General features: G+C 62.5%; 19 protein-coding genes. 18 read left to right on the top strand and 1 reads right to left on the bottom strand.

Annotated features, from left to right (window positions below; all coding sequences use genetic code 11):
• Positions 1-16: 16 nt before the first annotated feature.
• Positions 17-1,543 carry a UxaA family hydrolase gene (locus tag EEB15_RS16685; protein WP_141511000.1) on the top strand — a complete coding sequence of 509 codons (1,527 nt, stop codon included), beginning with the start codon at positions 17-19 and terminating at the stop codon, positions 1,541-1,543.
• An 8-nt stretch (positions 1,544-1,551) separates the two neighbouring features.
• Here the strand turns inward: EEB15_RS16685 and EEB15_RS16680 are convergent, their stop codons facing one another.
• A complete protein-coding gene (locus tag EEB15_RS16680) occupies positions 1,552-2,319 on the bottom strand; it encodes a GntR family transcriptional regulator (RefSeq protein ID WP_141510999.1) in 768 nt (255 codons plus the stop codon).
• A gap of 200 nt (positions 2,320-2,519) precedes the next feature.
• Between EEB15_RS16680 and EEB15_RS16675 the strand changes: the two genes are divergently transcribed.
• The 17 genes from EEB15_RS16675 (at position 2,520) to EEB15_RS16595 (ending at position 21,680) form a co-directional block, all read left to right on the top strand.
• Positions 2,520-3,653: a sugar ABC transporter substrate-binding protein gene (locus EEB15_RS16675; RefSeq protein WP_199236557.1), complete on the top strand. Its 1,134-nt coding sequence runs from the start codon at positions 2,520-2,522 to the stop codon at positions 3,651-3,653.
• Positions 3,654-3,664: 11 nt separating this feature from the next.
• Positions 3,665-5,227, top strand: coding sequence for a sugar ABC transporter ATP-binding protein (locus EEB15_RS16670; RefSeq protein WP_141510998.1), 1,563 nt, complete (start codon positions 3,665-3,667; stop codon positions 5,225-5,227).
• Complete coding sequence (locus tag EEB15_RS16665) at positions 5,224-7,311, top strand: ABC transporter permease (RefSeq protein WP_141510997.1); 2,088 nt, start codon at positions 5,224-5,226, stop codon at positions 7,309-7,311. Before EEB15_RS16670 ends, EEB15_RS16665 begins: the two co-directional genes overlap by 4 nt.
• Before the next feature lie 66 nt (positions 7,312-7,377).
• A complete protein-coding gene (locus EEB15_RS16660) occupies positions 7,378-8,253 on the top strand; it encodes an SMP-30/gluconolactonase/LRE family protein (protein ID WP_141510996.1) in 876 nt (291 codons plus the stop codon).
• Between the two features lie 60 nt (positions 8,254-8,313).
• Positions 8,314-8,631 carry a hypothetical protein gene (locus EEB15_RS16655; RefSeq protein ID WP_141510995.1) on the top strand — a complete coding sequence of 106 codons (318 nt, stop codon included), beginning with the start codon at positions 8,314-8,316 and terminating at the stop codon, positions 8,629-8,631.
• A gap of 30 nt (positions 8,632-8,661) precedes the next feature.
• A complete protein-coding gene (locus EEB15_RS16650; RefSeq protein WP_141510994.1) occupies positions 8,662-9,441 on the top strand; it encodes an SDR family oxidoreductase in 780 nt (259 codons plus the stop codon).
• A 115-nt stretch (positions 9,442-9,556) separates the two neighbouring features.
• Positions 9,557-10,492 carry a 3-hydroxyacyl-CoA dehydrogenase gene (locus EEB15_RS16645; protein WP_141511082.1) on the top strand — a complete coding sequence of 312 codons (936 nt, stop codon included), beginning with the start codon at positions 9,557-9,559 and terminating at the stop codon, positions 10,490-10,492.
• A gap of 31 nt (positions 10,493-10,523) precedes the next feature.
• Positions 10,524-11,450 (top strand): 3-keto-5-aminohexanoate cleavage protein, encoded by a 927-nt coding sequence (locus tag EEB15_RS16640; protein ID WP_141510993.1) that lies wholly within the window; start codon positions 10,524-10,526, stop codon positions 11,448-11,450.
• A gap of 103 nt (positions 11,451-11,553) precedes the next feature.
• Complete coding sequence (locus EEB15_RS16635; protein ID WP_141510992.1) at positions 11,554-12,690, top strand: alpha/beta fold hydrolase; 1,137 nt, start codon at positions 11,554-11,556, stop codon at positions 12,688-12,690.
• A gap of 65 nt (positions 12,691-12,755) precedes the next feature.
• Positions 12,756-13,844, top strand: a complete 1,089-nt coding sequence (locus tag EEB15_RS16630; protein WP_141510991.1) for a substrate-binding domain-containing protein — start codon at positions 12,756-12,758, stop codon at positions 13,842-13,844.
• A 100-nt stretch (positions 13,845-13,944) separates the two neighbouring features.
• Complete coding sequence (locus tag EEB15_RS16625; protein WP_141510990.1) at positions 13,945-14,694, top strand: SDR family NAD(P)-dependent oxidoreductase; 750 nt, start codon at positions 13,945-13,947, stop codon at positions 14,692-14,694.
• A gap of 40 nt (positions 14,695-14,734) precedes the next feature.
• Positions 14,735-15,763, top strand: coding sequence for an ABC transporter permease (locus tag EEB15_RS16620; RefSeq protein WP_141510989.1), 1,029 nt, complete (start codon positions 14,735-14,737; stop codon positions 15,761-15,763).
• A gap of 10 nt (positions 15,764-15,773) precedes the next feature.
• Positions 15,774-17,270, top strand: a complete 1,497-nt coding sequence (locus tag EEB15_RS16615) for a sugar ABC transporter ATP-binding protein (protein WP_141510988.1) — start codon at positions 15,774-15,776, stop codon at positions 17,268-17,270.
• A 35-nt stretch (positions 17,271-17,305) separates the two neighbouring features.
• Positions 17,306-17,713 (top strand): heme-binding protein, encoded by a 408-nt coding sequence (locus EEB15_RS16610; protein ID WP_141510987.1) that lies wholly within the window; start codon positions 17,306-17,308, stop codon positions 17,711-17,713.
• A gap of 248 nt (positions 17,714-17,961) precedes the next feature.
• Positions 17,962-18,729: an electron transfer flavoprotein subunit beta/FixA family protein gene (locus EEB15_RS16605; RefSeq protein ID WP_141510986.1), complete on the top strand. Its 768-nt coding sequence runs from the start codon at positions 17,962-17,964 to the stop codon at positions 18,727-18,729.
• Positions 18,730-18,733: 4 nt separating this feature from the next.
• Positions 18,734-19,699 (top strand): electron transfer flavoprotein subunit alpha/FixB family protein, encoded by a 966-nt coding sequence (locus EEB15_RS16600; protein WP_158290141.1) that lies wholly within the window; start codon positions 18,734-18,736, stop codon positions 19,697-19,699.
• A gap of 10 nt (positions 19,700-19,709) precedes the next feature.
• Positions 19,710-21,680: a heterodisulfide reductase-related iron-sulfur binding cluster gene (locus EEB15_RS16595; RefSeq protein WP_141510984.1), complete on the top strand. Its 1,971-nt coding sequence runs from the start codon at positions 19,710-19,712 to the stop codon at positions 21,678-21,680.
• Positions 21,681-21,761 lie beyond the last annotated feature (81 nt).

Raw genomic sequence — 21,761 nt, 5'->3', positions numbered from 1 at the left:
CAATCCGAGAAACAACATGACCCACGAATCCCTCGCCTTCAAGCTTCATGCGAACGACAACGTCGCCATTGCGCGCAACCCCATTCCCAAAGGTACGCCGCTCGCGGAGTTCGGTGGGATCATCCTGCAGGCGGATGTGCCTGCCGCGCACAAAGTGGCGCTTGCCCCTGTTGCGGCCGGAGAGCCGGTGCTGCGCTACGGCCAGATCATCGGCTTCGCAACGCATCCCATCGGGATCGGCGAACATGTTCACACGCACAACCTGGCGATGGGCTCGTTCAAACGCGACTACGCATTTGGCGAGGACGCAAAGGTCGCGGTGCCGGCCGCCGCGCCCGCCACATTTCGTGGCTTCGTCCGCGCCGATGGGCGGGTGGCAACCCGCAACTACATCGGCATTGTCAGCACCGTCAATTGCTCGGCCACTGTCACCAAGCTGGTCGTCGAACACTTCTCCAAGAACGACGTATTGAAGGACTATCCGAACGTCGATGGCGTGGTCCCGATTACGCACAGCTTCGGCTGCTGCATCGAACACAACGGAAACGGCGTGCAACAACTGCGCAGGACCTTGGGGGGATTCGTGAAGCACGCGAACTTTGCCGGCGTCGTCGTGATTGGCTTGGGGTGCGAAGCGAACCAGATGGGCGCGATGTTCATGTCGGAGGGTATCGAGGCGGGCAAGCTGGTTGCTCCTCTCGTGATCCAGGACATGGGTGGAACCCGGAATACGGTGGAGGCGGCCATCGCGGCCGTCGGGGCGATGCTGCCAGTGGCAAACCAATGCCGCCGAGAGGAAGTGTCGGCCGCTCACCTGACGGTTGCGCTTCAATGCGGAGGCTCGGACGGGTACTCGGGCATCACGGCAAACCCTGCTCTCGGCATGGCCGTAGACCTGCTGGTCGCACAGGGCGGCACGGCCATCCTGAGTGAAACGCCTGAAATCTACGGTGCCGAGCATCTTCTGACACGCCGCGCGGTGTCGCGCGAAGTGGGCGAACAGATTGTCGACCTCATCAAGTGGTGGGAGGAGTATGCGGACCGCGAAAAGGGCAGCATCGACAACAACCCGACACCCGGCAACAAGGCGGGGGGGCTCACCACGATTCTCGAGAAGTCACTCGGCGCGGTCGCCAAGAGCGGCTCTTCTGCCCTGATGGGCGTCTACCGGTACGCCGAGCCGATCACTACGCATGGGCTGGTGTTCATGGACGCTCCCGGCTACGACCCGATGGGCGCCACCGGCCAGATTGCAAGCGGCGCCAATCTCGTTGCATTCACCACCGGGCGCGGCTCCTGTTTCGGTGCCAAGCCTTCGCCGTCGATCAAGCTCGCGACCAATACGAAGATGTTCATGCGCATGAAGGATGACATGGACATCAATTGTGGCGATGTGATGGACGGCGGGGCAACGCTCGAATCCAAGGGGCAGGAGATCTTCGAACTGATGCTGCGAATCGCTTCGGGCGAGAAGTCCAGGAGCGAAGAGTTGGGCGTCGGAAACGAGGAAACGGTGCCGTGGATGATCGGCGCCCAGATGTAGCCCTTGGATCAAGAACTCCGCAGTCGCGGAAGCCGGACCACCGAAGGCGCGGGAGCAGCGACAGTCAGCGGTGGTGGCAGCGCATCCGCTGCGACCAGCGCGCCAACTGAAACAATGTACTCGGCAGCGCTCTCAATATCGCGGCGCAGCGCCGCCGCCGCCGCCGCTGCATCTTTCTTCTTGAGCGCACCAACGATCTGGCCGTGGTGGTTGGTCTGGATCTGTTCCCTGACCCGTGCAACGCCCGTGCTCAGGTCGTAATTGAGGATGGGCCCCACTCGCAACCAGAGCGACTCGATCATCAGCATCAGCATCGGCATCCGTGCCTGCCGGTAGATGGCGAAATGCAACTCCTTGTTGGCGGCGATCAGTTTCGATCCGTCGGGCCGCTTCAGCGACATCTCTCGGGAGAAACGTTCGTGCAGTGCCTCGATATCCTCGAGGGCAGCCGCATCCAGGAGGGTCGCGGCATGAGCAGTGGCCAAGCCCTCGAGATTGGTGCGGATGCTTGTGATTTCACGGAACTGGCTCACCGTCATCACCGGCACACGCAAGACCCGGTTGCTTGACAGTTCAAGCGCCTGTTCCGCGACGAGACGATGCACCGCTTCACGCACCGGCATTACGCTTACCCCAAGCGCCTCGGCAATGGTGCGAAGCGACAGCTGCTCGCCCGGCATCACGCGGCCATTCATCAACAAATCGCGCAGCTGCAAATAAACGTCGGCGCTGAGAGTCTGGCGCGTCAACGGTGTGACAAGGTTGCTAATGACCATGCTTGAAGTATATGCCGCAAAGTGATACCTGTGATCAGTTAACACAGCCCCGGGCAGCCAGTCGACACCCGAAGGTTTCTCGCGAAAATCGGGTTTTCCCTATTCGCTATCTGTGATCACACATATTATGATCACATTTGCTTGATGCGGTCGAACCGCCCTCGCATTCACCCGAAACCTAACTAGACAGGAGCAAACTCATGAGCTGGACCCCGACGAAACTGGCGCCGCTATTCGGCGCCGCACTCCTCACCATGGCCGCGGCTGCGCCCGCAACGGTTCATGCGCAACAGAACAAGAAGTTCAAGGTGTTCCTGTCGATGAGCTACATCGGCAACGACTGGCAGGCCGAGGCGGCCAACATGGTCAAGGCGATGGCGAGCCACAAGAGCCTGGCCAACAAGGTGGATCTTCAGGTCCAAGTCTCGGGGCCCAACGCGCAGCGCCAGATCCAGCAGATCAACGCGATGGTCCAGCAGGGCGCGCAGGCCATCGTGGTCTACCCGATCTCGCCGACGGCGTTGAATGCCGCGGTCAAGAACGCCTGCGACAAGGGCGTGATGGTGATCGCCTATGACGCGGCAATCACCGAGCCTTGCGCGTACAACGTCGCGATCAACCAGGAAGAAGCAGGCCGAGTCACCGCGGAGTGGCTGGCGAAGAAGATGGGCGGCAAAGGCAACATCGTGGTCATCAACGGCGTGCCCGGCACGTCGGTCGACACCCTGCGTACCAAGGCAGCCAAAGAGGTTTTCGCCAAATACCCGGACATCAAGATCGTTGCGGAGGCCAACGGCATGTGGAGCCAGGCCGTCGCGCGAACCGAGATGTCGAAGATTCTGGCTACGCACAACTGGAACCAGATCGACGGGCTCTGGATGCAGGTCGGCTGCTACACCGCCAACACCATGCAGCTCGAGGCAGGCGGCAAGCCGAATACGCTCAAGCCGTGTGCCGGCGAGGGCTCCAACGGTGGCCGCGTTCAGATGCTGCCTGTCGGTACCGAGGTCGAGGGAGCCAATGGCACTTACACGCCGATGGGCGCTCCGCGCATCTCCTACGCCTCGCCGCCCTACTCCGGCGCCCTGGCGCTGAAGCTTGCGGTCCAGAAGCTGGAGGGCAAGAACGTTCCCAAGCTGACAACGCTGCCCCTGCCGCTCGTGACCAATGACACCGTCAAGTACTGCAAGGTAGGCAGCTGGCAGGAGATGAAGAGCGGCTGCAACGTGTTCTCGCCGGCGGTGGTCAGCAACCCGGGCTGGTTCGGCTCGATCTTCTCGAACGATGCGCCCGAGATCGGCCTGAACGCCGCGCTGGTGGGTCAACCCGAATAGTGAGAGACGGCATGAGCGGCATCAGTGATCCGAAATGGCCTGCACAGGCGATCGAGATCGACCACGTCAGCAAAATCTACGGCGCCACGCGCGCCGTGGACGACGTGTCGTTCCAGATCGCCCGGGGCAGCGCCCATGCCCTGCTTGGAGAGAACGGGGCCGGCAAGTCGACGCTGGTGAAGCTCCTGTCCGGCCTGGTGACGCCTACGGCGGGCCACTGCCGACTGGACGGCCAGGTTGTTGCGCTGACCAACCCGCGCGTGGCGCACCAGCATGGCATCCAGACCGCGTTTCAGGAAATGACCCACGTGCGGGACCTGAGCGTGCTGGACAACCTGATGCTCCCGTACGGGCCGGTCAATGCGCTGGGCATGCTGCGCCGGGGGCGTGCCAGAGACACGATCGCGGCGAAGCTGGCCGAACTGGGGCTGTCCGATGTGCCGCTGGACGAAGACATCTCGCAACTTGACCTGGCCATCCAGCAAAAACTCGAGATCGCGCGTGCCGTCATGCGCGACCCTCGGGTGCTGCTCCTGGACGAGTCGACATCCACGCTTTCCGGGCGCGACGTCGACTGGCTGGGTGACCTCATCGCCGCGCAGCGAGCGCGCGGCGTCACCGTCATTTTCATCTCGCATCGCTTGCCGGAGGTTCGCGCCTTCTGCGACACGGTCACGGTACTGCGCAACGGCCGGCATATCGCCACGGCGCCGACGGCCCAGTTCAGCGATGCCGAGATCATCAACATGATCGCCGGACGTGAGCTGACGCAGGCCTTCCCCCCGCGTCCCGACGCGTCGCGTCCTGCGGGCAACGAAGTCCTCGGCGCCACCGACCTGTGCGCAGGCAGCAAGTTGCGCCGTGCGTCCTTCTCGTTGCGGGCCGGTGAGGTGCTGGGCGTGGCGGGCCTGCAGGGGATGGGCCAGCTGGACCTGTTCCTCGCATGCTTCGGCATGGCGGATGTCCATGGCGGCAGCCTGCGCGTGGATGGCGAACCCATCGTGATCCAGTCGCCGGTCGACGCGGTGCGCGCCAACATCGGCATCAGCCTGGTGCCCGAGGATCGAAAGACCGAGGGGCTCTTCCTTCAATTGACGGGCATGCTCAATGCCTCCATGCCGGTGGTCGACCGCTTTCGCCGCGGGCTGCTGATCGACAACGCAGCAGAGACGGATGCCGTCGAAGATGTGTTTACGCGCATGCAGATCGATCTCCGGGCCCTGTGGACTCGCGCCGGGGCGTTCTCCGGCGGCAACCAGCAGAAGATCGTGATCGCGAAGTGGTTGCTCGCCCAAAGCCGCGTCCTGCTGCTGTACGACCCGACGCGAGGAATCGACGTCGGGACCAAGAGCGAGATCTATCGCCTGATCCGCGACTACGCCGACGCCGGCGGCGCCGTGTTGTTCTATTCCACAGAAATCCCCGAAATCGTGCATCTGGCTGATCGCGCGCTGGTGTTCTATGGCGGGGAGATCGGGGCCGAAATTCAGGCCCATCACCTCAGCGAGAAAGCCATCCTCCAGGCCGCACTCGGTTCATCGTCATCGCGCATCGTTGAGGTTGCAGAAGCATGAGTGAAGTCCTAAGCCTCGGCGCCCACGCCTCGGTGTCGGTCGCGGTGCGCCGCCTGCCGGCACTTCGTACCCTGGCGCGCCACCGCGGCCTGTTGATCGCGATGCTGGTGTTCTCGGTGCTGCTGCTTCTGGTGGCGAGCATCGGGCCCGTCCGCCTCTCCTACTATGACCTGTCGTCGATGACCACGACAGGCACGACGCTGGCGATCGCGGCGATGGGGCAGACGCTGGTCATCCTGTCCGGCGGCTTCGATCTCTCCGCGGGCGGCATCGTGTCGCTTGTCAATGCCGTGCTGGCCACTGCCTTCCAGCAGAACCAGGCATCCACGGCCCTGGTGGTGTTGACCGGTGTCGGCATCGGTGTCCTCGCCGGCGCCTTCAACGGCCTGTTCATCGCCGGCCTGCGCATGCAGCCCATCGTTGTCACCCTTTCGACGATGTTCATCCTCCAGGGCGTGACCTTGCTGGTCATGGACAAGCCAGGTGGTGCCGTGCCTCCCGGCGTGGGCGAGTTGCTGCTGGGCGACGCCGTCACGGGACTGCTGCCACGACCCCTCGTGCTGCTCGGACTGCTGCTATTGCTGTGGGCCTGGGTCAAGCGCACACGCTTCGGCTGTGCCATCTACGCCATCGGCAGCGATGTCGAGTCCGCGCGCGCCGCGGGGGTTTCCACCCGCTGGGTGCAGTTCATGGTGTACGTCATCGCCGGTGGATGCTACGGCCTGGCCGGCGTCTTCATCAGCGGCCAGACCGGCTCCGGCGATCCGCTGATCGGCGCACCGATGCTGCTTCAGATATTCGCGGCGGTGGTCGTGGGTGGCACGGTGTTAGGCGGTGGGCGGGGTGGATTGCTGGGGACGCTCTTCGGCGCCTACATCCTGATGCTGGTGGTCAATACGCTGCTGGCTCTCAACGTCTCTGCGTTCTACTCCACGATTGCCGAGGGCGCGATTCTTCTGCTCGCGGTTCTGGCGGGCGCCCTCGGCTCCGATTCGCCGCTGCGCAGGAACTTGCGCCATGCGCGCAACTGGTGGCAGGCACGGCGCGCCGGCCTGCTGCCTGCGCAGCGCCAGTCCACGCCCCGGCCAATACAACTCGCTGCAGGGCTGCAGACCGGCCGCGCGGACCGAACAGCCGTGCCATTTCGCGTCCGCCATGCGGATACCTTGCGTTTCGCCTTGCCTGCCTACATCGGCCTGGTGCTGGTCATCGTTGCCACGCAACTGGTTGTGGGCCGTTCGATGACCAGCTGGGGCTACTACAACTCGTTGCTGGTGCTCGCGTCGTTCCTGGTCGTGCTCTCATTGGGCCAGGGCGCCGTGATCCTGACCGGCGGACTGGACTTGTCGATTCCGTGGACCATCGGGCTGTGCGGCATTTTGCTGGCGGGCCTGGTCAAGGGTTCGGATGTGGCCCTCATCTATGCACTGCCGGCCACGCTGTGCCTGGGGCTGCTCATAGGGTTGATCAACGGTGCGGGCATCGTCCTGCTGGGTCTGTCGCCGATCGTGATGACGATGGCTGCCAACGGGATTCTTCAAGGCGTGGCACTGCTCTATTCCAGCGGTACGCCAGACGGATTCGCATCCCCCCTGTTGCGCCGCTTCATGACCGACGCGTCCCTGGGCGTGACGCCGGTGGTGTTGTTTGTCATCGCGTTTGTCGCGGCGGCCGTGCTGTTGCTCACCCGCACGGGTTTCGGTCGCTCCATCTACGCGGTCGGCAATGGCCAACGTGTGGCACAGCTGTCCGGGGTTCGTGTCGGCCGCACCCTGGTCGGTGTTTACATGCTGTCGGGCCTGTGCTCGGCCATCGCGGCTGTGCTGCTCACCGGGTTGTCCGGGCAGGCGAGCCTGGGCATGGGCGATGAGTACCTCCTGCCATCGATCGCGGTCGTCGTCGTCGGCGGTACGTTGATCGTCGGCGGCCGTGGCCACTACGTCGGCATGCTGGGTGGGGTGCTGATGCTGACGGCACTGCAGACCTTGCTGGCGGGCACCAACCTGCCGTATGCCTCACGGTCCATTCTGTTCGGCGTGATCGTCCTGGCGGCCGTCGTCGGCTTGCGCGACAGGCGGCGGTGAACCAGCGCCTCGCACATTCCGTCGAATCCCCCATTTCAACCCCACCCCATTTTTGAGGAGCACCAAATGCGTATCGAAGTTCTGGTTGACGTGAAGACCACCCTGGGCGAAGGCCCGCTGTGGGACGTTGAGGAACAGCGCCTGTACTGGATCGACAGCTTCGGCTGCCGGGTCTTCCGCTGCACGGCGGATGGCCGCGAAGTACGCGCCTGGGACGTCCCCGAGAAAATCGGCTCGATGGCATTGCGTCGGGATGGCGGCGCGGTGCTCTCGCTGGCCAGTGGCTTTCATTTTCTCGATTTCAAAACTGGCGAAACGCAACTGATCGTCGATCCCGAGCCCGACAAGCCGCACAACCGGCTGAACGATGGCAAGGTCGACCGGCGCGGTCGCTTCATCGCAGGCAGCATGGACACCCAGGAGGCGGGCCCCAACGGCGCGCTTTACCGTCTGGACCCGGATCTGTCTCTGCACCGCATCGACGAAGGCATTGTGGTGTCCAACGGTCCCTGCTGGAGCCCGGACGACAAGACGTTCTACTTCTCCGACACCTGGTCCAAGGAAATCTGGGCCTACGACTACGACATCGAGACGGGCACCCTCGCCAATCGCCGCACGTTCAGCAAGGAAGGGATTCTTCCCGGCGGTGGCACCGACGGCTCAACGGTCGACGCCGAGGGCTTTCTGTGGAATGCGCAGGTCTATGTCGGGCTGCTTTGCCGCTATGCACCCGATGGCCGCCTGGACCGAGTGATCGAGATGCCCGTGAAAAAGGTGACCAGCATGAATTTCGGTGGGCCGAATCTCGACATTCTTTATGTCACCTCGATGGCGCAGCCGCCGCTGCCACGGTTCCCGGGTGACGGCGTCCTGCGTGGCAGCCTGTTCGCCATTCACGATCTTGGCGTGACGGGCGTGGCCGAGCCGCGGTTCGCAGGGTGATCCATATCCGATAGCCCCGTGACCGCTCCCATATGGAACAACTCCAGGAGGTGAATGGAAATGAGAGTACTGCCAATCAAGCGAGTCATTTTCGCCTCGATGCTCGGCGTCGGCCTCATGAGTGCATTCGCGCAGCAGGCGCCTCGTCCGGTTGCGACTCCGGAGGTGTCTGTCCCCTTGACCCGGGAAGAGCGGTGCCGGGTCGAAATTTCAAACTATCTCGGGACCATTCAATTCCTGCGTTGGACAGCAGGGCAACAGATTGGCGACAAGGTGGCCAAAGGCTACGTCAGCGAAATGGAACTGGACAAGCTGGTCGCCGAAAAGGGGCCTTGCGGAGCAGCACAAGTTCTAAAAGAGAAAGGTGCCACGAGATGATCGTCTGGCCTGCATTGAACGCGAGGGTTTATGACTGAAATGCTTTCCGGCCGCCGCGTCCTGGTGACCGCCGGGGCCGGCGGAATCGGCCTGGCAATCGCCACCGCATTCCATGGCGCCGGCGCTCGTGTGGTGATCTGCGACGTGGACGAGACGGCTCTCGCGCGTGCGCGCCAGAGTCATCCCGACTGGTTGGTGCTGGCCTGCGACGTGTCGCGGCGCGAGCAGGTGGACGCGATGTTCGAGGCCGTCAAGGCACAGGGTGGCGGCGCGCTCGACGTCCTCGTCAACAACGCCGGAATTGCGGGCCCGACAGGCGGCATCGAAACGCTGGAGCCGGACGATTGGGATCGAACGATCGCAGTCAACCTCACGGGCGTCTATCTGGTGACGCGGCGCGCCGTACCGTTGCTCAAGGCCGCGGGCGGCGGCGCGATCATCAACATCTCGTCGGCTGCTGGAAAGCTCGGCTTTCCATTGCGTACTCCCTACTCGGCGAGCAAGTTCGGCGTCATCGGACTCACCGAAACGCTCGCGATGGAACTGGGCCCCGACCAGATCCGCGTGAACGCCATCCTGCCGGGCGTGGTGGCCGGCGATCGCCAGGACCGCGTGCTCGAAACCAAGGCGCGAGCGAGTGGGATCAGCCTCGACGAACAGCGGCGGCTCGCAGTCGCGCGCGTGTCGATGCGGACCATGGTGCTCGCGGACGACATTGCCCAAGCCGCTCTCTTCCTCGCAGGTCCGGCTGGCCGCTACGTCAGTGGCGAACGCCTGAGCGTGGGCGGCAATGTGGAGGCACTCAGCTGAACACGCACCCTTTTTATCAATCTCGAAGCAAACGCCTCAGAACTCGCTTCCCGCAAGGATGCATTACCAGGAGAACCATTCTTTGAACCCACATTTGAAAACCTCGAACCTCCCCGTGCGCGACCCTGTTGCCGTGGTCGGCGCGGGCCTGATTGGCCGCGCCTGGGCGATCGTGTTCGCGCGAGCGGGGCACCCCGTTCGCCTCCACGACATGGATGCAGGCACGATGGCGGACAGCCACGCGTACATCGAGGCACGCCTGCAGGAGCTGGCCGGGCATGGCCTGCTGGACGATTCGCCCGAGGTGGTTCTTGCCCGTATCCGCATCGAGCCGAGCCTGGTGGACGCCTTGCGCGATGTTGTCCTGGTGCAGGAGAACATCCGTGAGACCGTGGAGGCCAAGACCGCCATGTTCTCGCAGCTCGACGCGTTGGCGCCCCCCGATGCGGTGCTTGCAAGCTCCACCTCGTGGCTGCCGGCGTCCACCTTCACCGCAGGTTTGCCTGGCCGTGGACGATGCCTCGTCGGCCATCCCGTCAATCCGCCCTACCTGGTGCCGCTGGTTGAACTGTGCCCCGCGCCGTGGACCGATGCGGCGGCGATGGCACGCGCCCATGCGTTGTACAGCGCGGCGGGCCAGGTACCCGTGACGTTGACGCGGGAGATCCATGGGTTCCTGCTCAATCGCGTGCAAGCCGCCGTGCTCGACGAGTGTTTCAGGCTCTTCGAAGAGGGCTTCGCAAATGCCGAGGACATCGACAAGGTTCTCAAGGACGGTTTGGCCTTGCGCTGGTCTTTCATGGGCCCGTTCGAAACCATCGACCTGAATGCGCCAGAAGGAGTGGTCGACTACTCGGCGCGGTATGGCGCGCAGAACAAGAAGGCGATGGCCGACAGGCAACCATTCCAATGGAGCGAAGCCACGCTGAAGAAGGTCGATGCCGAACGGCGCAAGGATTTGCCGATCGCCGACATCGGCACCCGATCCGCCTGGCGAGACCGGCGCCTGATGGCACTGGCCGCCCACAAGCGCCAGGCCCCGGCGTCCTGAACCACAACACAACACATCCCTGGAAAGTCCTATGTCCCGAAAAGTCATCATCACGTGCGCAGTAACAGGCGCCATTCACACGCCTTCGATGTCGCCGTATCTGCCGGTCACCGCCGACGAGATCGCCGAGGCGGCCATTGGCGCCGCCGAAGCGGGCGCGGCCATCGTCCACCTGCATGCCCGCGACCCGGTCGATGGCAGGCCGTCGCAGGATCCGACCCTGTTCAGGCAATTCCTGTCTCGCATCAAAGCGGCCAGCGACGTGGTCATCAACCTCACCACCGGTGGAGCGCCCACCATGACGGTGCAGGAGCGACTGCGCCCGGCGCACGAGTTCAAGCCCGAGGTGGCCTCGCTGAACATGGGGTCGATGAACATGGGCCTGTACCCCATGCTCAATCGTTTCAAGGAGTTCAAGCACGCCTGGGAAGAGCCTTATCTGTCGGGTAGCCACGACCGCGTTTTCAAGAACACCTTCACCGACATCGCGCACATCCTCGAATCCTGCAGCGACAACGGCACTCGTTTCGAGATCGAGTGCTATGACATCGGGCACCTCTACACCGCTGCCCACTTCATCGACCGGGGGCTGATCAAGCCGCCCTTTCTCATCCAGTCGGTGTTCGGCATCCTGGGCGGCATCGGCGCGCACCCGGAGGACGTGATCCATATGCGGCGCACGGCCGATCGCCTCTTCGGAGATGCCTATCAATGGTCCGTCCTGCCTGCGGGCCGGAGCCAAATGACCATTGGGGCACAGGCGGCTGCCATGGGCGGGCACGTGCGCGTCGGCCTGGAGGATTCCTTGTGGGATGGCCCGGGCGAACTTGCAAAGACCAACGCCGATCAGGTAAGGCGCATGCGCGCCATCCTTGAGGGACTGTCGCTCGAGGTGGCCACGCCGACCGATGCCCGCCGGATTCTCCAGCTGAAGGGCGGCGACAACGTCGCCTTCTAGGCGGGGATTCATTCGGCACGCCCCCAGATCCACTTCAAACTCTGGCAAGAAGTGCCCTGGCGCAACAACGTCAAGGTGCTGTAGACCAATAGAGGATCGCGACGTGGAACGTATCACGAGAAGTGAATCGCGTATCGCTGGCGTCGGCCAAAGATCTTCATGCGCGGCGCTGCATGCGATGCCCCGCTCCCTGACGGCCTATGGCCCAAGCGCCCCCACTCTGCGCGAGTTCCCGCAGCGACCGCTGAGCGAGCCATACCCTAGGGTTTCTACCCACCACACGACTGCCAAAGAGCTTTGGCATTGCTTGCGTGCGGCTGCCAAAACATTATCTGTAAAAATATTAAGAAGATTATTGACAATATTATTGTCAACCTGCATCATCCGCGCACTCAAACAAAAGAGCGACGCGATCGCAGGAGACATGAACGTGGAACACGTGCGCGCGAACGGCATTCTCATGCGATGCCAAATCGATGGACCTGCCAACGGCCGGCCATTGCTGCTCTGCAATGGCCTTGCCACCGACATGTCGATGTGGGACCGCCAGGTCAGCGAGTTCGCGGCAGACTACCGTGTCATTCGCTATGACCTTCGCGGACACGGCGAAACGTCGGCCACGGTGCCTCCGTACAGCCTCTCGCTGCTGGTCGAAGACCTTCGAAGCTTCCTGGACGCGCTCGGCCTTGAGCAAGTTCACTTCGTTGGAATGTCGCTTGGCGGCATGGTCGGCCAGTCGTTCGCCGCCCGCTACCCGAACCGCCTGCTATCGCTGGTCCTCTGCGACACCACGGCCAAAGCAAACCGCGAAATCTGGGAAGGCCGTATCCAGCAGGTCCGGCTCGAGGGCGTCAGGCCGATGGTGGAGCCGTCGCTGGAGCGCTGGTTCACGGAGCCGTTCAGGCAGGCGAATGCGCCTTTGATCGACGAAGTCCGGGAAATGATCAAGGGCACCGCGGTCGAGGGCTACCTCGGTGGTGCAGGGGTCGTGATGGAGCAGGACCAAGTCCGCCAGCTGCACAGGATTTCGGCTCCAACGCTCATCATCGTCGGACGCGAAGACGTCTCTACGCCGCCGGCGGATGCGGAAGTCTTGCACAAACACATCACCGGTTCGACCCTGCATGTGGTCGACAACGCCGCGCACCTTCCGAATATCGAGCAACCCGAGGTTTTCAACAAGCTGTTGAAAGAGTTTCTGACGCGACTCGACGGGGTCGCGGCGGAGAGCAGGCAGTAGCAGAGCGGAACGTGCGCGCCGAGAAGGCAAAGCACATCGCAATCATCAACGCACAGGAGACAAATATGCAAGACGCGCAAAATGAAAAACAAAAAAGCCTGCTCGAACAGGCCCTCGAGTACGGCGGCATGAGCCGTCGCACGCTGATCATGGCGGCAGGCGCTCTGGGCGGCGCCGGCATCGTGCCGTCGGTGAGCGCGCAAGCCGTTCCCGCGCCGAAGCCCGGCAAGAAGGTCCGCATCGGCATCCCTCTGAACTACGGTCCTTTCAACCAGCCGTGGCGACGTGGCTGCTGGCAACTGGTCCAGGCCGTGCTCGACGCGGGCGCCGAGCCGGTCTGCATCCGGGGTGAGCCCAGCAAGACCAGCGAGCAGGAAGTCGCACGGGCCCTCATGGACCGCAAGATCGACTGCCTGGTGATGGGCATCTATTCGCTTGAGTCCGAAACCGCGTACATCGCTGACGAAGCGAAGAAGCGCGGCATCCCGACGGTCGGCTTCGCCGTGCCGGTCAAGGATTCGCCGTCTGTCGTCGAAGACACCTGGGCTACTGCCGCGACCCTTGGCTATTACGTTCACAACGCGCTCGGACACAAGGGCACGATCGTCCAGACCGCCGAAGACAAAGGCTTCTACTCGCCATTCGACATGGAAGCGGACCAGCTCGACCTGATGACCAAGTGGGAACCCCGCATGAAGATGCTGCCGTTCATGCCGGGAAGCGTGTCGACGCAGGATCAGATTTCCAAGGGACGCGAAAACGTCCTGGCGTTGCTGCAGGCCAACCCCAAGCCGGGTTCCGTCAATGCCATCGTGTCGTGGTGGTGGCCGCTCATTCTCGGCGCGGGCCAGGCACTCAAGCAAACCGGCAGAAACGAGATTCGCCTCTTCAACCACTACTTCTCGGATCAGCTCCTGACGGAGATGGCTTCCAAGAACTTCCCGATCGAGTTCTCGACGGACGTTCCTTGGCACACGCTGGGGAAGCAGACAGGCGATCTTGCCGTGGCATTGGCCCGCGGAGAGAAAGTGCAGCCGATCCGCTATCGCGTGCCCGTGACAGCCATCACGCAAGACAAGGCAGCGGCAGCACTGGCGGAAGTGCAAAAGATGGACAAGGCCGCCATCGCGCTGCTCGGCAAGTACGGCGGCTGATTCGTGAGTAGAGCGAGCTCGCCAGAGCTCGCTCTCGCCGCCGCACGGCGGCGCGCCAAGCGAGTTTTTCTACCCTATCGATAGCCTCTGGAGACAAGAAATGGCCAATCGTCTGAACGGCAAGCGCATCATCATCACGGGTGCGGCAAGCAACATCGGCAAGCAGGCAGCAAAAATGTTTATCGAAGAAGGCGCTCGCGTCGTCATCGGTGACATCGACGACAAAGCCGGCCAGGCGACCGCAAGCGAGTTGGGAGCCGACTTCGTCAAGGTCGATGTGACTCTGGAAGAAAGCGTCAAGGCCTTCATCGAGGCGGCGGTGCAAAAGTTGGGTGGCTTGGACGTTCTGGTTCAGAACGCGGGCCTGCAGCGCTCGGGCGGGGTGACCGAATTCAGCTCGCGGGACTGGGATGCCCTCTTCGCCGTGAACTCCAGGGCCCACTTCTTCGGCGTCAAGTATGCCGTGCCGCATCTCAGGAAATCGGGCAAGGGGTCTATCGTGAATACATCGTCCCTGGCGGGACAGCGCGGTGGGCCTGGTTTGACCGCGTATTCCGCTTCCAAGGGCGCCGTCATCGCCTTTGGGACCGCGTTGGCGATGGAACTTGCGCCGGACAACATCCGCGTCAACACCATCTGTCCGGGATGGGTCGACACCGATTTCAACCAGCCCGCCATCGACTTCATGGGTGGGCGCTCGACACAGGCAGATGTGGTCAAGCGGATCGTGCCGCTTCAAAGGCAGGCGAAATCCGAAGAAATTGCGCCCCTGTTCGTCTACCTGGCGTCCGACGAATCATCGTACGTCACGGCGCAGGCCATGACGATCGATGGTGGCGTCTACAACTGATCCACACGCAGTCCGGCGATCGGACAAAGGAGACACTTCAATGCAAAACATCCAGCAAACCGGGATCCAACCCGCAGCAATCAAGACGGCAGCCGCGTCCACGGGACCGGTTGCTCCATGGTGGATCACCATACTCCGCAAATGGGGCACGGTGCTCGTCATCGTATTGACCGGCCTCGCGTTCGCGGTTTCGTCAGAGTACTTCCTCACCTTCTCGAACCTCAACAACGTCCTGTTCTCGATGATCGTGAGCTGCATGGTATCCATGGGTCTCACATACGTCGTCATGGTCGGCAGCTTCGATCTCTCAGTGGGCATCACCGTCACGACGACGTCCGTGGTCCTGGCGTTCCTGATCCCGGTCGTCGGGCCGTGGGCCGCGATCCTGATTGCCCTTGCCTGCGCCTCGCTGATCGGCCTGGTCAACGGCATTCTCGTGACGTTTGGCCGGCTCTCAGGGATCGTCGTGACACTCGCCATGACTTTCATCCTGGGCGGGATCAACATCTTCGTGACCGGTGGCTACCAGAAGGCCGTGGACTACGGCCAGACAGCGTTCCTTTATCTGGGCCAGGGCAAGATCGGCGCAGTGGCCTTCCCGGTGCTGATCCTGATCTGTGTGTTCCTGCTGGCGCACGTGCTCTCGACCAAGACGCGGATTGGGCACTACATCGTGGCCGTTGGCGACAACCCGCTGGCCGCCTACTACTCGGGCATCAGCGTGTACAAGTGGGTCATCGCTTCCTTCATGCTCGCCGCGCTGATGGCGGGAATCGGAGGCGTCATTCTCACCTCGATATCCAGTTCCGCCCAGCCGGTGGGAGGCCAGGGGTATCTCCTCGAGGCGTTCGCGGCCGTGTATCTTGGCGCCACCGTTCTCGGCAAGGGAAAGCCCCACGTCCTGGGCACACTCCTGGGCGTCTTCTTCCTGTACATGGTGAACTCCGGAATGAACATGGTCGGCTTTCCTTCAGCCGCCCGCCAGCTGTTCGCTGGAGTGATCCTGATTCTCGCGGTGGGCGCGAACGCTGCGCTGAACCGGGAAGAACTCCACATGAAGTTCATCTGAGCACCTCGCCATGAACGCACCACTTGTAGAGATCCGCGCGCTCGAGAAAGAGTTCTCCGGCACGCGAGTGCTGAAAAAAGTAAATCTGGACTTTCTTCGGGGTGAGGTGCACGGTCTCCTCGGAGAGAACGGCGCGGGCAAGTCCACGCTCATCAAGATCATGACTGGCGTGTATTCGCCCTCGGCCGGTGAAATCAGGTTGGAGGGCCGTCCGGTCAAGATTGCCTCGCCCCTCGACGCGCACAAGCACGGCCTGGGCGCCGTCTATCAGGACGCGGAACTGGTGTCGAGCTTCACGGTCGCCCAGAACGTCGTTCTCGGCAACGAGCTGGGGCGGGTGACGATCGACCAAAAGCGGATGCGCAAGGAAGCCGAGGGCATTCTGCGCGAGATCGGCATCGACATTGACGTGAACCGGCTCGCATCGTCCCTGTCCGCGGCGGAAATGCAGCTGGTCACACTCGCAACTCTCTTCCATCGCAAATACAAGCTGATCATCCTGGATGAGCCGACCGCACGCCTTTCGGGGACGGAGGTCGAGCTGCTGTTCAAGATCATGCAGCGGTTCAGGGAACAGGGCATCACGATTGTCTACATCTCGCACAGGTTGAACGAGATCAAGCGCGTCTGCGACCGCGTGACCATCCTGAGAGGCGGGGTGGTGTCGGCGACCCTGCGCGGCGACGAGATCACGGAAGACAAGGTCACTGAGCTGATGATCGATCGCAGCCGGTCCGACCTCGAAACCTACAACGAGGGCGTGAGTCGGGGTGAGATCGTGCTGGACGTACGGAACCTGTCCACCGCAAACCTCGCACCCTTGAGTTTCTCGCTCAAACAAGGTGAAGTCCTCGGTATCACGGGGCCGGTCGGCGGCGGCATGGAGCAAGTCGAAATGGCGCTCGGCGGCATCGCCTCGTATTCGGGTGAGGTGAGGATCAAAGGCAAGCTTGTGCGCATCTCCAACCCAACGAGTGCGCGCTCTGCCGGCATCGCACTGATCCCGGAAGATCGCCGGAAGCAGGCGCTTTTTCCGAATCTTTCCCTGGCGGACAACGTCTGCATGCCGGTGCTCAAGTCGCTGGAACGGCTCGGCCTGCTGATGACAAGCAGAAAGGCCGCCTACGCCGAAGAAACGATCGACCGCCTGACCGTCAAGCCCAAGCTGCCGCTGATGCCGATCAAATACTTTTCTGGGGGAAACCAGCAGAAGGCAGTCATCGGCAAATGGATGTCAGCCAAGGCCGATGTGTATGTGTTCGTGGAACCCACGTCCGGCGTCGACGTGGGCGCCATCAAGGAAATCTACGACATCATCTTGCGCATGGCCCAGGAAGGCGCGGCGGTCATCGTGATCTCGTCTTCCGTCAAGGAAATCCTGTCGCTCGCTGAAAAGGTGTTCGTCATCCACGACAGCGAACTGACGTACACCGCGGCGAAGAAGACATGCACCTACGACCAGTTGCTGGCCGTTTCCATGAAGGGCCGCGAGAAAAAGGCGGCCTGACTTTCACCCCCACCGTTTCATCACTGGAGATTCACATGAGCATCACCATCGCACAAGCCCAGAAGGGCATCGCCGCAGGCCTGGCCAAGGCCGGCGAACTCAAGTCGCCTTCGAGCATCGCCATCCTCGACGAAGGCCGCAACCTGATCGCCTTCGCCCGCATGGACGGCGCGCTTCTTGCCTCGATCGAGCTGAGCAGATCGAAGGCGTTCACCGCACGTTCATTGAACATGAAAACGGGCGACGTCATGCAGTACGTCCAGCCAGGTGCGGCTCTCTATGGCATGCACACGTCGCACCAGCCTCCATTTGTTGTTTTTGGCGGCGGAGAACCGATCAAGCGGCGGGACCAGGTGATTGGCGCCGTGGGTGTGGCGGGTGGCATGGTGCCGGACGACGAAGCGATTGCCAGCGCCGTCGCCGAGGCGATCGCGCTCGCATAAGCGTAGTGTGAGACAGAAATGTCCTTCCTTCTCAGGTGTCTGCGCGATGTTCGGCAGGCGTCCGGCGACCCGGACATGCTCCCGCCGGCACCAGGCAGTTGGGACTCGGGCGAAGCCGAATTCGGCTCCGAATCGAGTGGGCACGGGGCGTCAATGGAAGCCCAACGCGAACTGGACCTGATGGGCAGCGGCGCTTCCGACAAGGACAGCCTTCACACGAACGAGCAACCGAAAGGCTGGAGAGCAAAATGCACATACTTGTAGTGTTGCGTCTGGTGCCAGACACCGACGAAGACTTCGAACTGACTGAAGATGGCAAGGGCATCGACAGGGAGTGGATTGGATTCAAGGTCAATGAATTCGACGATCACGCCCTTGAAGAAGCGGTGCTTCTCAAGGAGGCAACAGGTGCGAAAGTGACGGCTGTCGCACTCGACGGCGAAGGGGTCGACAGGCTCCTGCAAACGGCGCTGGCCCGCGGAGCGGATGCCGTTGCAAAGCTGCCTCACGCGCTGCCAGATCCGGTTCCCGCCCATGCCGCCGCGAGGCTGGTTGCTGCTTACGCCAGGGAAAGCGGTTGCGATCTGATTCTTACCGGCGTTCAGACCGTCGAGGACCTCTTTGGCCAGTTGGCGCCGGCGCTTGGTGCCCTCCTTGATTGGCCGCAGGTGAGCGCCGTCAGCGCGCTGAAGGCAGACGCATCGGGCGTGCTTGCACAGCAGGAGTACAGCGGCGGCTTTACGGCAGCCCACCTCGTGCAACTGCCGGCCGTGCTGGGTATTCAGGCCGCCTCGAAACCGCCCCGCTACGTGTCGGGAAGCAAACTGAGGGACGTTCTCTCAACGAAGATTCCCAGCCACAGTGTCGATGTCGAGGAGGAGCCCAACGCCGTCGAGGTGGAGTCGCTCCGGTTCCAGGAGAGTAGCGGCCACGCCGAAATGCTCGAGGGCGATGCCGAGTCCGTCGCGGCGCGCCTTGCATCCATTCTGCGCGAGCGCGGATTCGTTAAGGAGTAATGCAATGATCAAGGTGTTGGTGTATGCGGAATCGCGCGACGGCATTGTTCTTCCGATCACGCACGAACTGCTTGCCGCGGCAAGGCAGATAGCGGCGGCGCATGCCGGCGAGGTGCTCTGCTGCGCGCTGGCTGCGGAACCTGAGGCGCTGGTTCAACAACTCAAGGGTGCCGACCGCATCCTGACCATTGCGCATCCCGCTCTCGCCTCCTACAACCCGGAGGCTCACGCGCTGGCGATGCGCGCTGTGGTCGAAGAGGTTTCGCCGGACGTGGTGCTGATCGGTTACACGACCGCGGGACTGGACCTGGGTTCATATGTATCGGTCAAGACAGCTCGCCCCATCGTCGGCTACTGCACGGAACTGGCGGTCGAGGGCGCTATCCTCAACGCGACCAGCCAACTTTATCGCGGAAAGCTCAACGCCACGACCCGGACCCCTCTCCCCGCCGTTGCCGTACTGGTGCCGGGGAACTGGGACGAGCAGGACGGACTCTCCGGCGGACGAGGCGAGGTGACGTCGTTGCCCGCGCCGGACTCGCTCGATTCACTGCGCATCCGGGTCACCGGTTCGACGTCGCCGGATTTGAATCAGGTCGACCTGACGAAAGCCGAACGAATCGTGTGCGTCGGCCGCGGCATCGGGAGTGCGGAAAAGCTCCCGCTTGCGTCCGAGCTCGCCACGGCGCTGAATGCGGAAATCGCGGGGAGCCGCCCCGTCATCGACAGTGGCTGGCTACCCAAGGCCCGTCAAGTGGGCAAGTCCGGGCAGAAGGTCAAGCCCAAGCTCTACATTGCCGCCGGTGTCTCGGGTGCGCCCGAGCACCTGGAAGGCATGAAAAGTGCGGACTTCATCATTGCGGTGAATTCCGACGCCAAGGCGCCGATCTTCGAATTCGCCCACTTCGGCACGACTTGCGACCTGTTCGAACTGCTGCCGGCACTCTCCCGCCAGCTCGGCAAGTCTTGAGAGAACTGGCATGAGCGCAACACTGGTGATGTGGCTGCTGGTCCTGGCAGCCGCCGGCATTGCAGCCTGGCGGTTTGCCCGGCTACTGCGGCCGTTGGCGACGGCGGCAAGTGACGCGTCGCGTTGGGGCAATGCCTCCGAGCGCCTTGCGGTCATGTTGTCCAATGTTTTTCTTCACAGCAGGCTGCTGCGATTCCGATACTCGGGTGTCCTTCACCTGATGATCTTTTCCGGGTTCATCGTGCTGTTCACGGCGATCGTCCAGAGTTTCGGCAGCAAGCTGTTCCCTGGCTTCAGCCTGGCGCCGATCGGCGGGGAGACGTGGATTGCGCTGGCGCAGGAGCTGTTCGCGGTCCTCATCCTGGCCGGAATTGCGCTCGCAGCATGGCAGCGCTACGTGCGCAAGCCTGCTCGGTTCAGTGGCTCGAGCGGCAAGGATGCATTGCTGATCTACTCGCTCGTGCTCGCAGTGGTCGGCTCGATGCTGCTGGAGTTTGCATCCGCAATTTTGTCGGGGAATGATGCCTCCGCGCCTTGGCGGCCGGTCAGCCGAATGCTGGCAGCGGTGCTCGCATCGGCCGGCGTGGGGCCGGACCTGGCCGAACTGCTCAGAGGGGGATTCTTCTGGACCCACATTTGCGCCGTGCTGGCGTTCCTGCTCTATATCCCGGGGTCAAAACACCGGCACATCTTCACCGCGATTCCCAACATCTACTTTCGCAATCTCAAGCCGAAGGGACTGATGCGGGACGCCCCACCCGACCGAGGGCAGATCGGGGTGAGCAAGATCGAGCAGCTGACCTGGAAGGATATGCTCGATCTTTACTCCTGCACCGAGTGCGGCCGATGCCAGTCGGTGTGTCCTGCGCATGCGGCCGGCCAACCGCTCAGCCCCAAGCTGTTGATCATGGATCTGCGTGATCACCTCATGGACGCGGCCGCCGGTAAGACGGTTCCGCCGCTGGTCGGGGGGACCATCAAGGAGTCGACGCTTTGGGCCTGCACGACCTGTCGCGCCTGCATGGACGTGTGCCCGCTCCATATCGAACACGTGCCCAAGATCGTCGAGATGCGCCGGCAGCTCGTCGAAGAGGGGAAAGTCCCAAAGACGTTGCAAGACGCGCTGGCCAACTTTCAACGCAGCGGCAACTCGCTGGGCAAGCCCGCGCGGCAAAGACCGAAGTGGACGAAGCGTCTGAGCTTCAAGATCAAGGACGCCAGGACGGAACCGGTCGATGTATTGTGGTTCGTCGGGGACTTCGCCTCGTTCGACCCGCGGGTCGAACGGATCACCGTGAAGGTGGCCGAGACCCTGCATGCGGCGGGTGTCGACTTCGGGATTCTTTACGAGGCGGAACAAAACAGCGGCAACGACGTTCGCAGGGCTGGTGAGGAAGGCCTGTTCGAGATGCTCGCCAAATCGAACATTGCCGCCATCGACGCTTGCACATACAAGACGATTATGACCACGGATCCGCACAGTCTCAATGCACTGCGCAATGAGTACCAGAGCTTTGGAAAGTCATACCCCGTCCAGCACTACACGCAAGTGCTCAAAGAGCTGGTCGACGCGAAAAAGCTGCGCCTCAATGTGGGGGCGGGAGGCGTCGTCACCTACCACGATCCGTGCTACCTCGGCAGGTACAACGGTGAGTTTGATGCGCCGCGAATACTGATCCAGCAAACGGGCCATACGATTCATGAGATGGGTCGATGCCGCGAAAATTCATTCTGTTGCGGCGCGGGTGGCGGCCGGATTTGGGGCGACGATACCGGCGTCACCGAGAGGCCCAGCGAGAACCGCATCAAGGAAGCACTCGCCCTGGGCGACGTGACTCATTTTGTTGTGTCGTGCCCCAAGGACACTGTCATGTACGGTTCGGCTGTACAAGCGCTTGGTGTTGAAGATCGCATCAAGGTATGCGACATCATCGACTTGGTGGATGTTGCCGAACCTGGCGGCGCAGCAGCCCCCGGCTGAAGGCCCGCCACGCTGCCATGAAGCTATGCCACCGCCCAGCCAAGCGCCAGCCCTGCGCCGTCTTCACGTCATCCGCGCGCA

The organism is Ramlibacter sp. WS9, from assembly GCF_003797765.1.
Lineage (GTDB): Bacteria > Pseudomonadota > Gammaproteobacteria > Burkholderiales > Burkholderiaceae_C > Ramlibacter.
This window is presented reverse-complemented; position numbering and strand designations above follow the sequence as displayed.

What these genes read in the sequence shown, in the direction of transcription:
- EEB15_RS16685 (WP_141511000.1), top strand. Translation starts at nt 17, where the DNA reads ATGACCCACGAATCCCTCGCCTTCAAGCTTCATGCGAACGACAACGTC.
- EEB15_RS16680 (WP_141510999.1), bottom strand. Translation starts at nt 2,319, where the DNA reads ATGGTCATTAGCAACCTTGTCACACCGTTGACGCGCCAGACTCTCAGC.
- EEB15_RS16675 (WP_199236557.1), top strand. Translation starts at nt 2,520, where the DNA reads ATGAGCTGGACCCCGACGAAACTGGCGCCGCTATTCGGCGCCGCACTC.
- EEB15_RS16670 (WP_141510998.1), top strand. Translation starts at nt 3,665, where the DNA reads ATGAGCGGCATCAGTGATCCGAAATGGCCTGCACAGGCGATCGAGATC.
- EEB15_RS16665 (WP_141510997.1), top strand. Translation starts at nt 5,224, where the DNA reads ATGAGTGAAGTCCTAAGCCTCGGCGCCCACGCCTCGGTGTCGGTCGCG.
- EEB15_RS16660 (WP_141510996.1), top strand. Translation starts at nt 7,378, where the DNA reads ATGCGTATCGAAGTTCTGGTTGACGTGAAGACCACCCTGGGCGAAGGC.
- EEB15_RS16655 (WP_141510995.1), top strand. Translation starts at nt 8,314, where the DNA reads ATGAGAGTACTGCCAATCAAGCGAGTCATTTTCGCCTCGATGCTCGGC.
- EEB15_RS16650 (WP_141510994.1), top strand. Translation starts at nt 8,662, where the DNA reads ATGACTGAAATGCTTTCCGGCCGCCGCGTCCTGGTGACCGCCGGGGCC.
- EEB15_RS16640 (WP_141510993.1), top strand. Translation starts at nt 10,524, where the DNA reads ATGTCCCGAAAAGTCATCATCACGTGCGCAGTAACAGGCGCCATTCAC.
- EEB15_RS16630 (WP_141510991.1), top strand. Translation starts at nt 12,756, where the DNA reads ATGCAAGACGCGCAAAATGAAAAACAAAAAAGCCTGCTCGAACAGGCC.
- EEB15_RS16625 (WP_141510990.1), top strand. Translation starts at nt 13,945, where the DNA reads ATGGCCAATCGTCTGAACGGCAAGCGCATCATCATCACGGGTGCGGCA.
- EEB15_RS16620 (WP_141510989.1), top strand. Translation starts at nt 14,735, where the DNA reads ATGCAAAACATCCAGCAAACCGGGATCCAACCCGCAGCAATCAAGACG.
- EEB15_RS16615 (WP_141510988.1), top strand. Translation starts at nt 15,774, where the DNA reads ATGAACGCACCACTTGTAGAGATCCGCGCGCTCGAGAAAGAGTTCTCC.
- EEB15_RS16610 (WP_141510987.1), top strand. Translation starts at nt 17,306, where the DNA reads ATGAGCATCACCATCGCACAAGCCCAGAAGGGCATCGCCGCAGGCCTG.
- EEB15_RS16605 (WP_141510986.1), top strand. Translation starts at nt 17,962, where the DNA reads ATGCACATACTTGTAGTGTTGCGTCTGGTGCCAGACACCGACGAAGAC.
- EEB15_RS16600 (WP_158290141.1), top strand. Translation starts at nt 18,734, where the DNA reads ATGATCAAGGTGTTGGTGTATGCGGAATCGCGCGACGGCATTGTTCTT.
- EEB15_RS16595 (WP_141510984.1), top strand. Translation starts at nt 19,710, where the DNA reads ATGAGCGCAACACTGGTGATGTGGCTGCTGGTCCTGGCAGCCGCCGGC.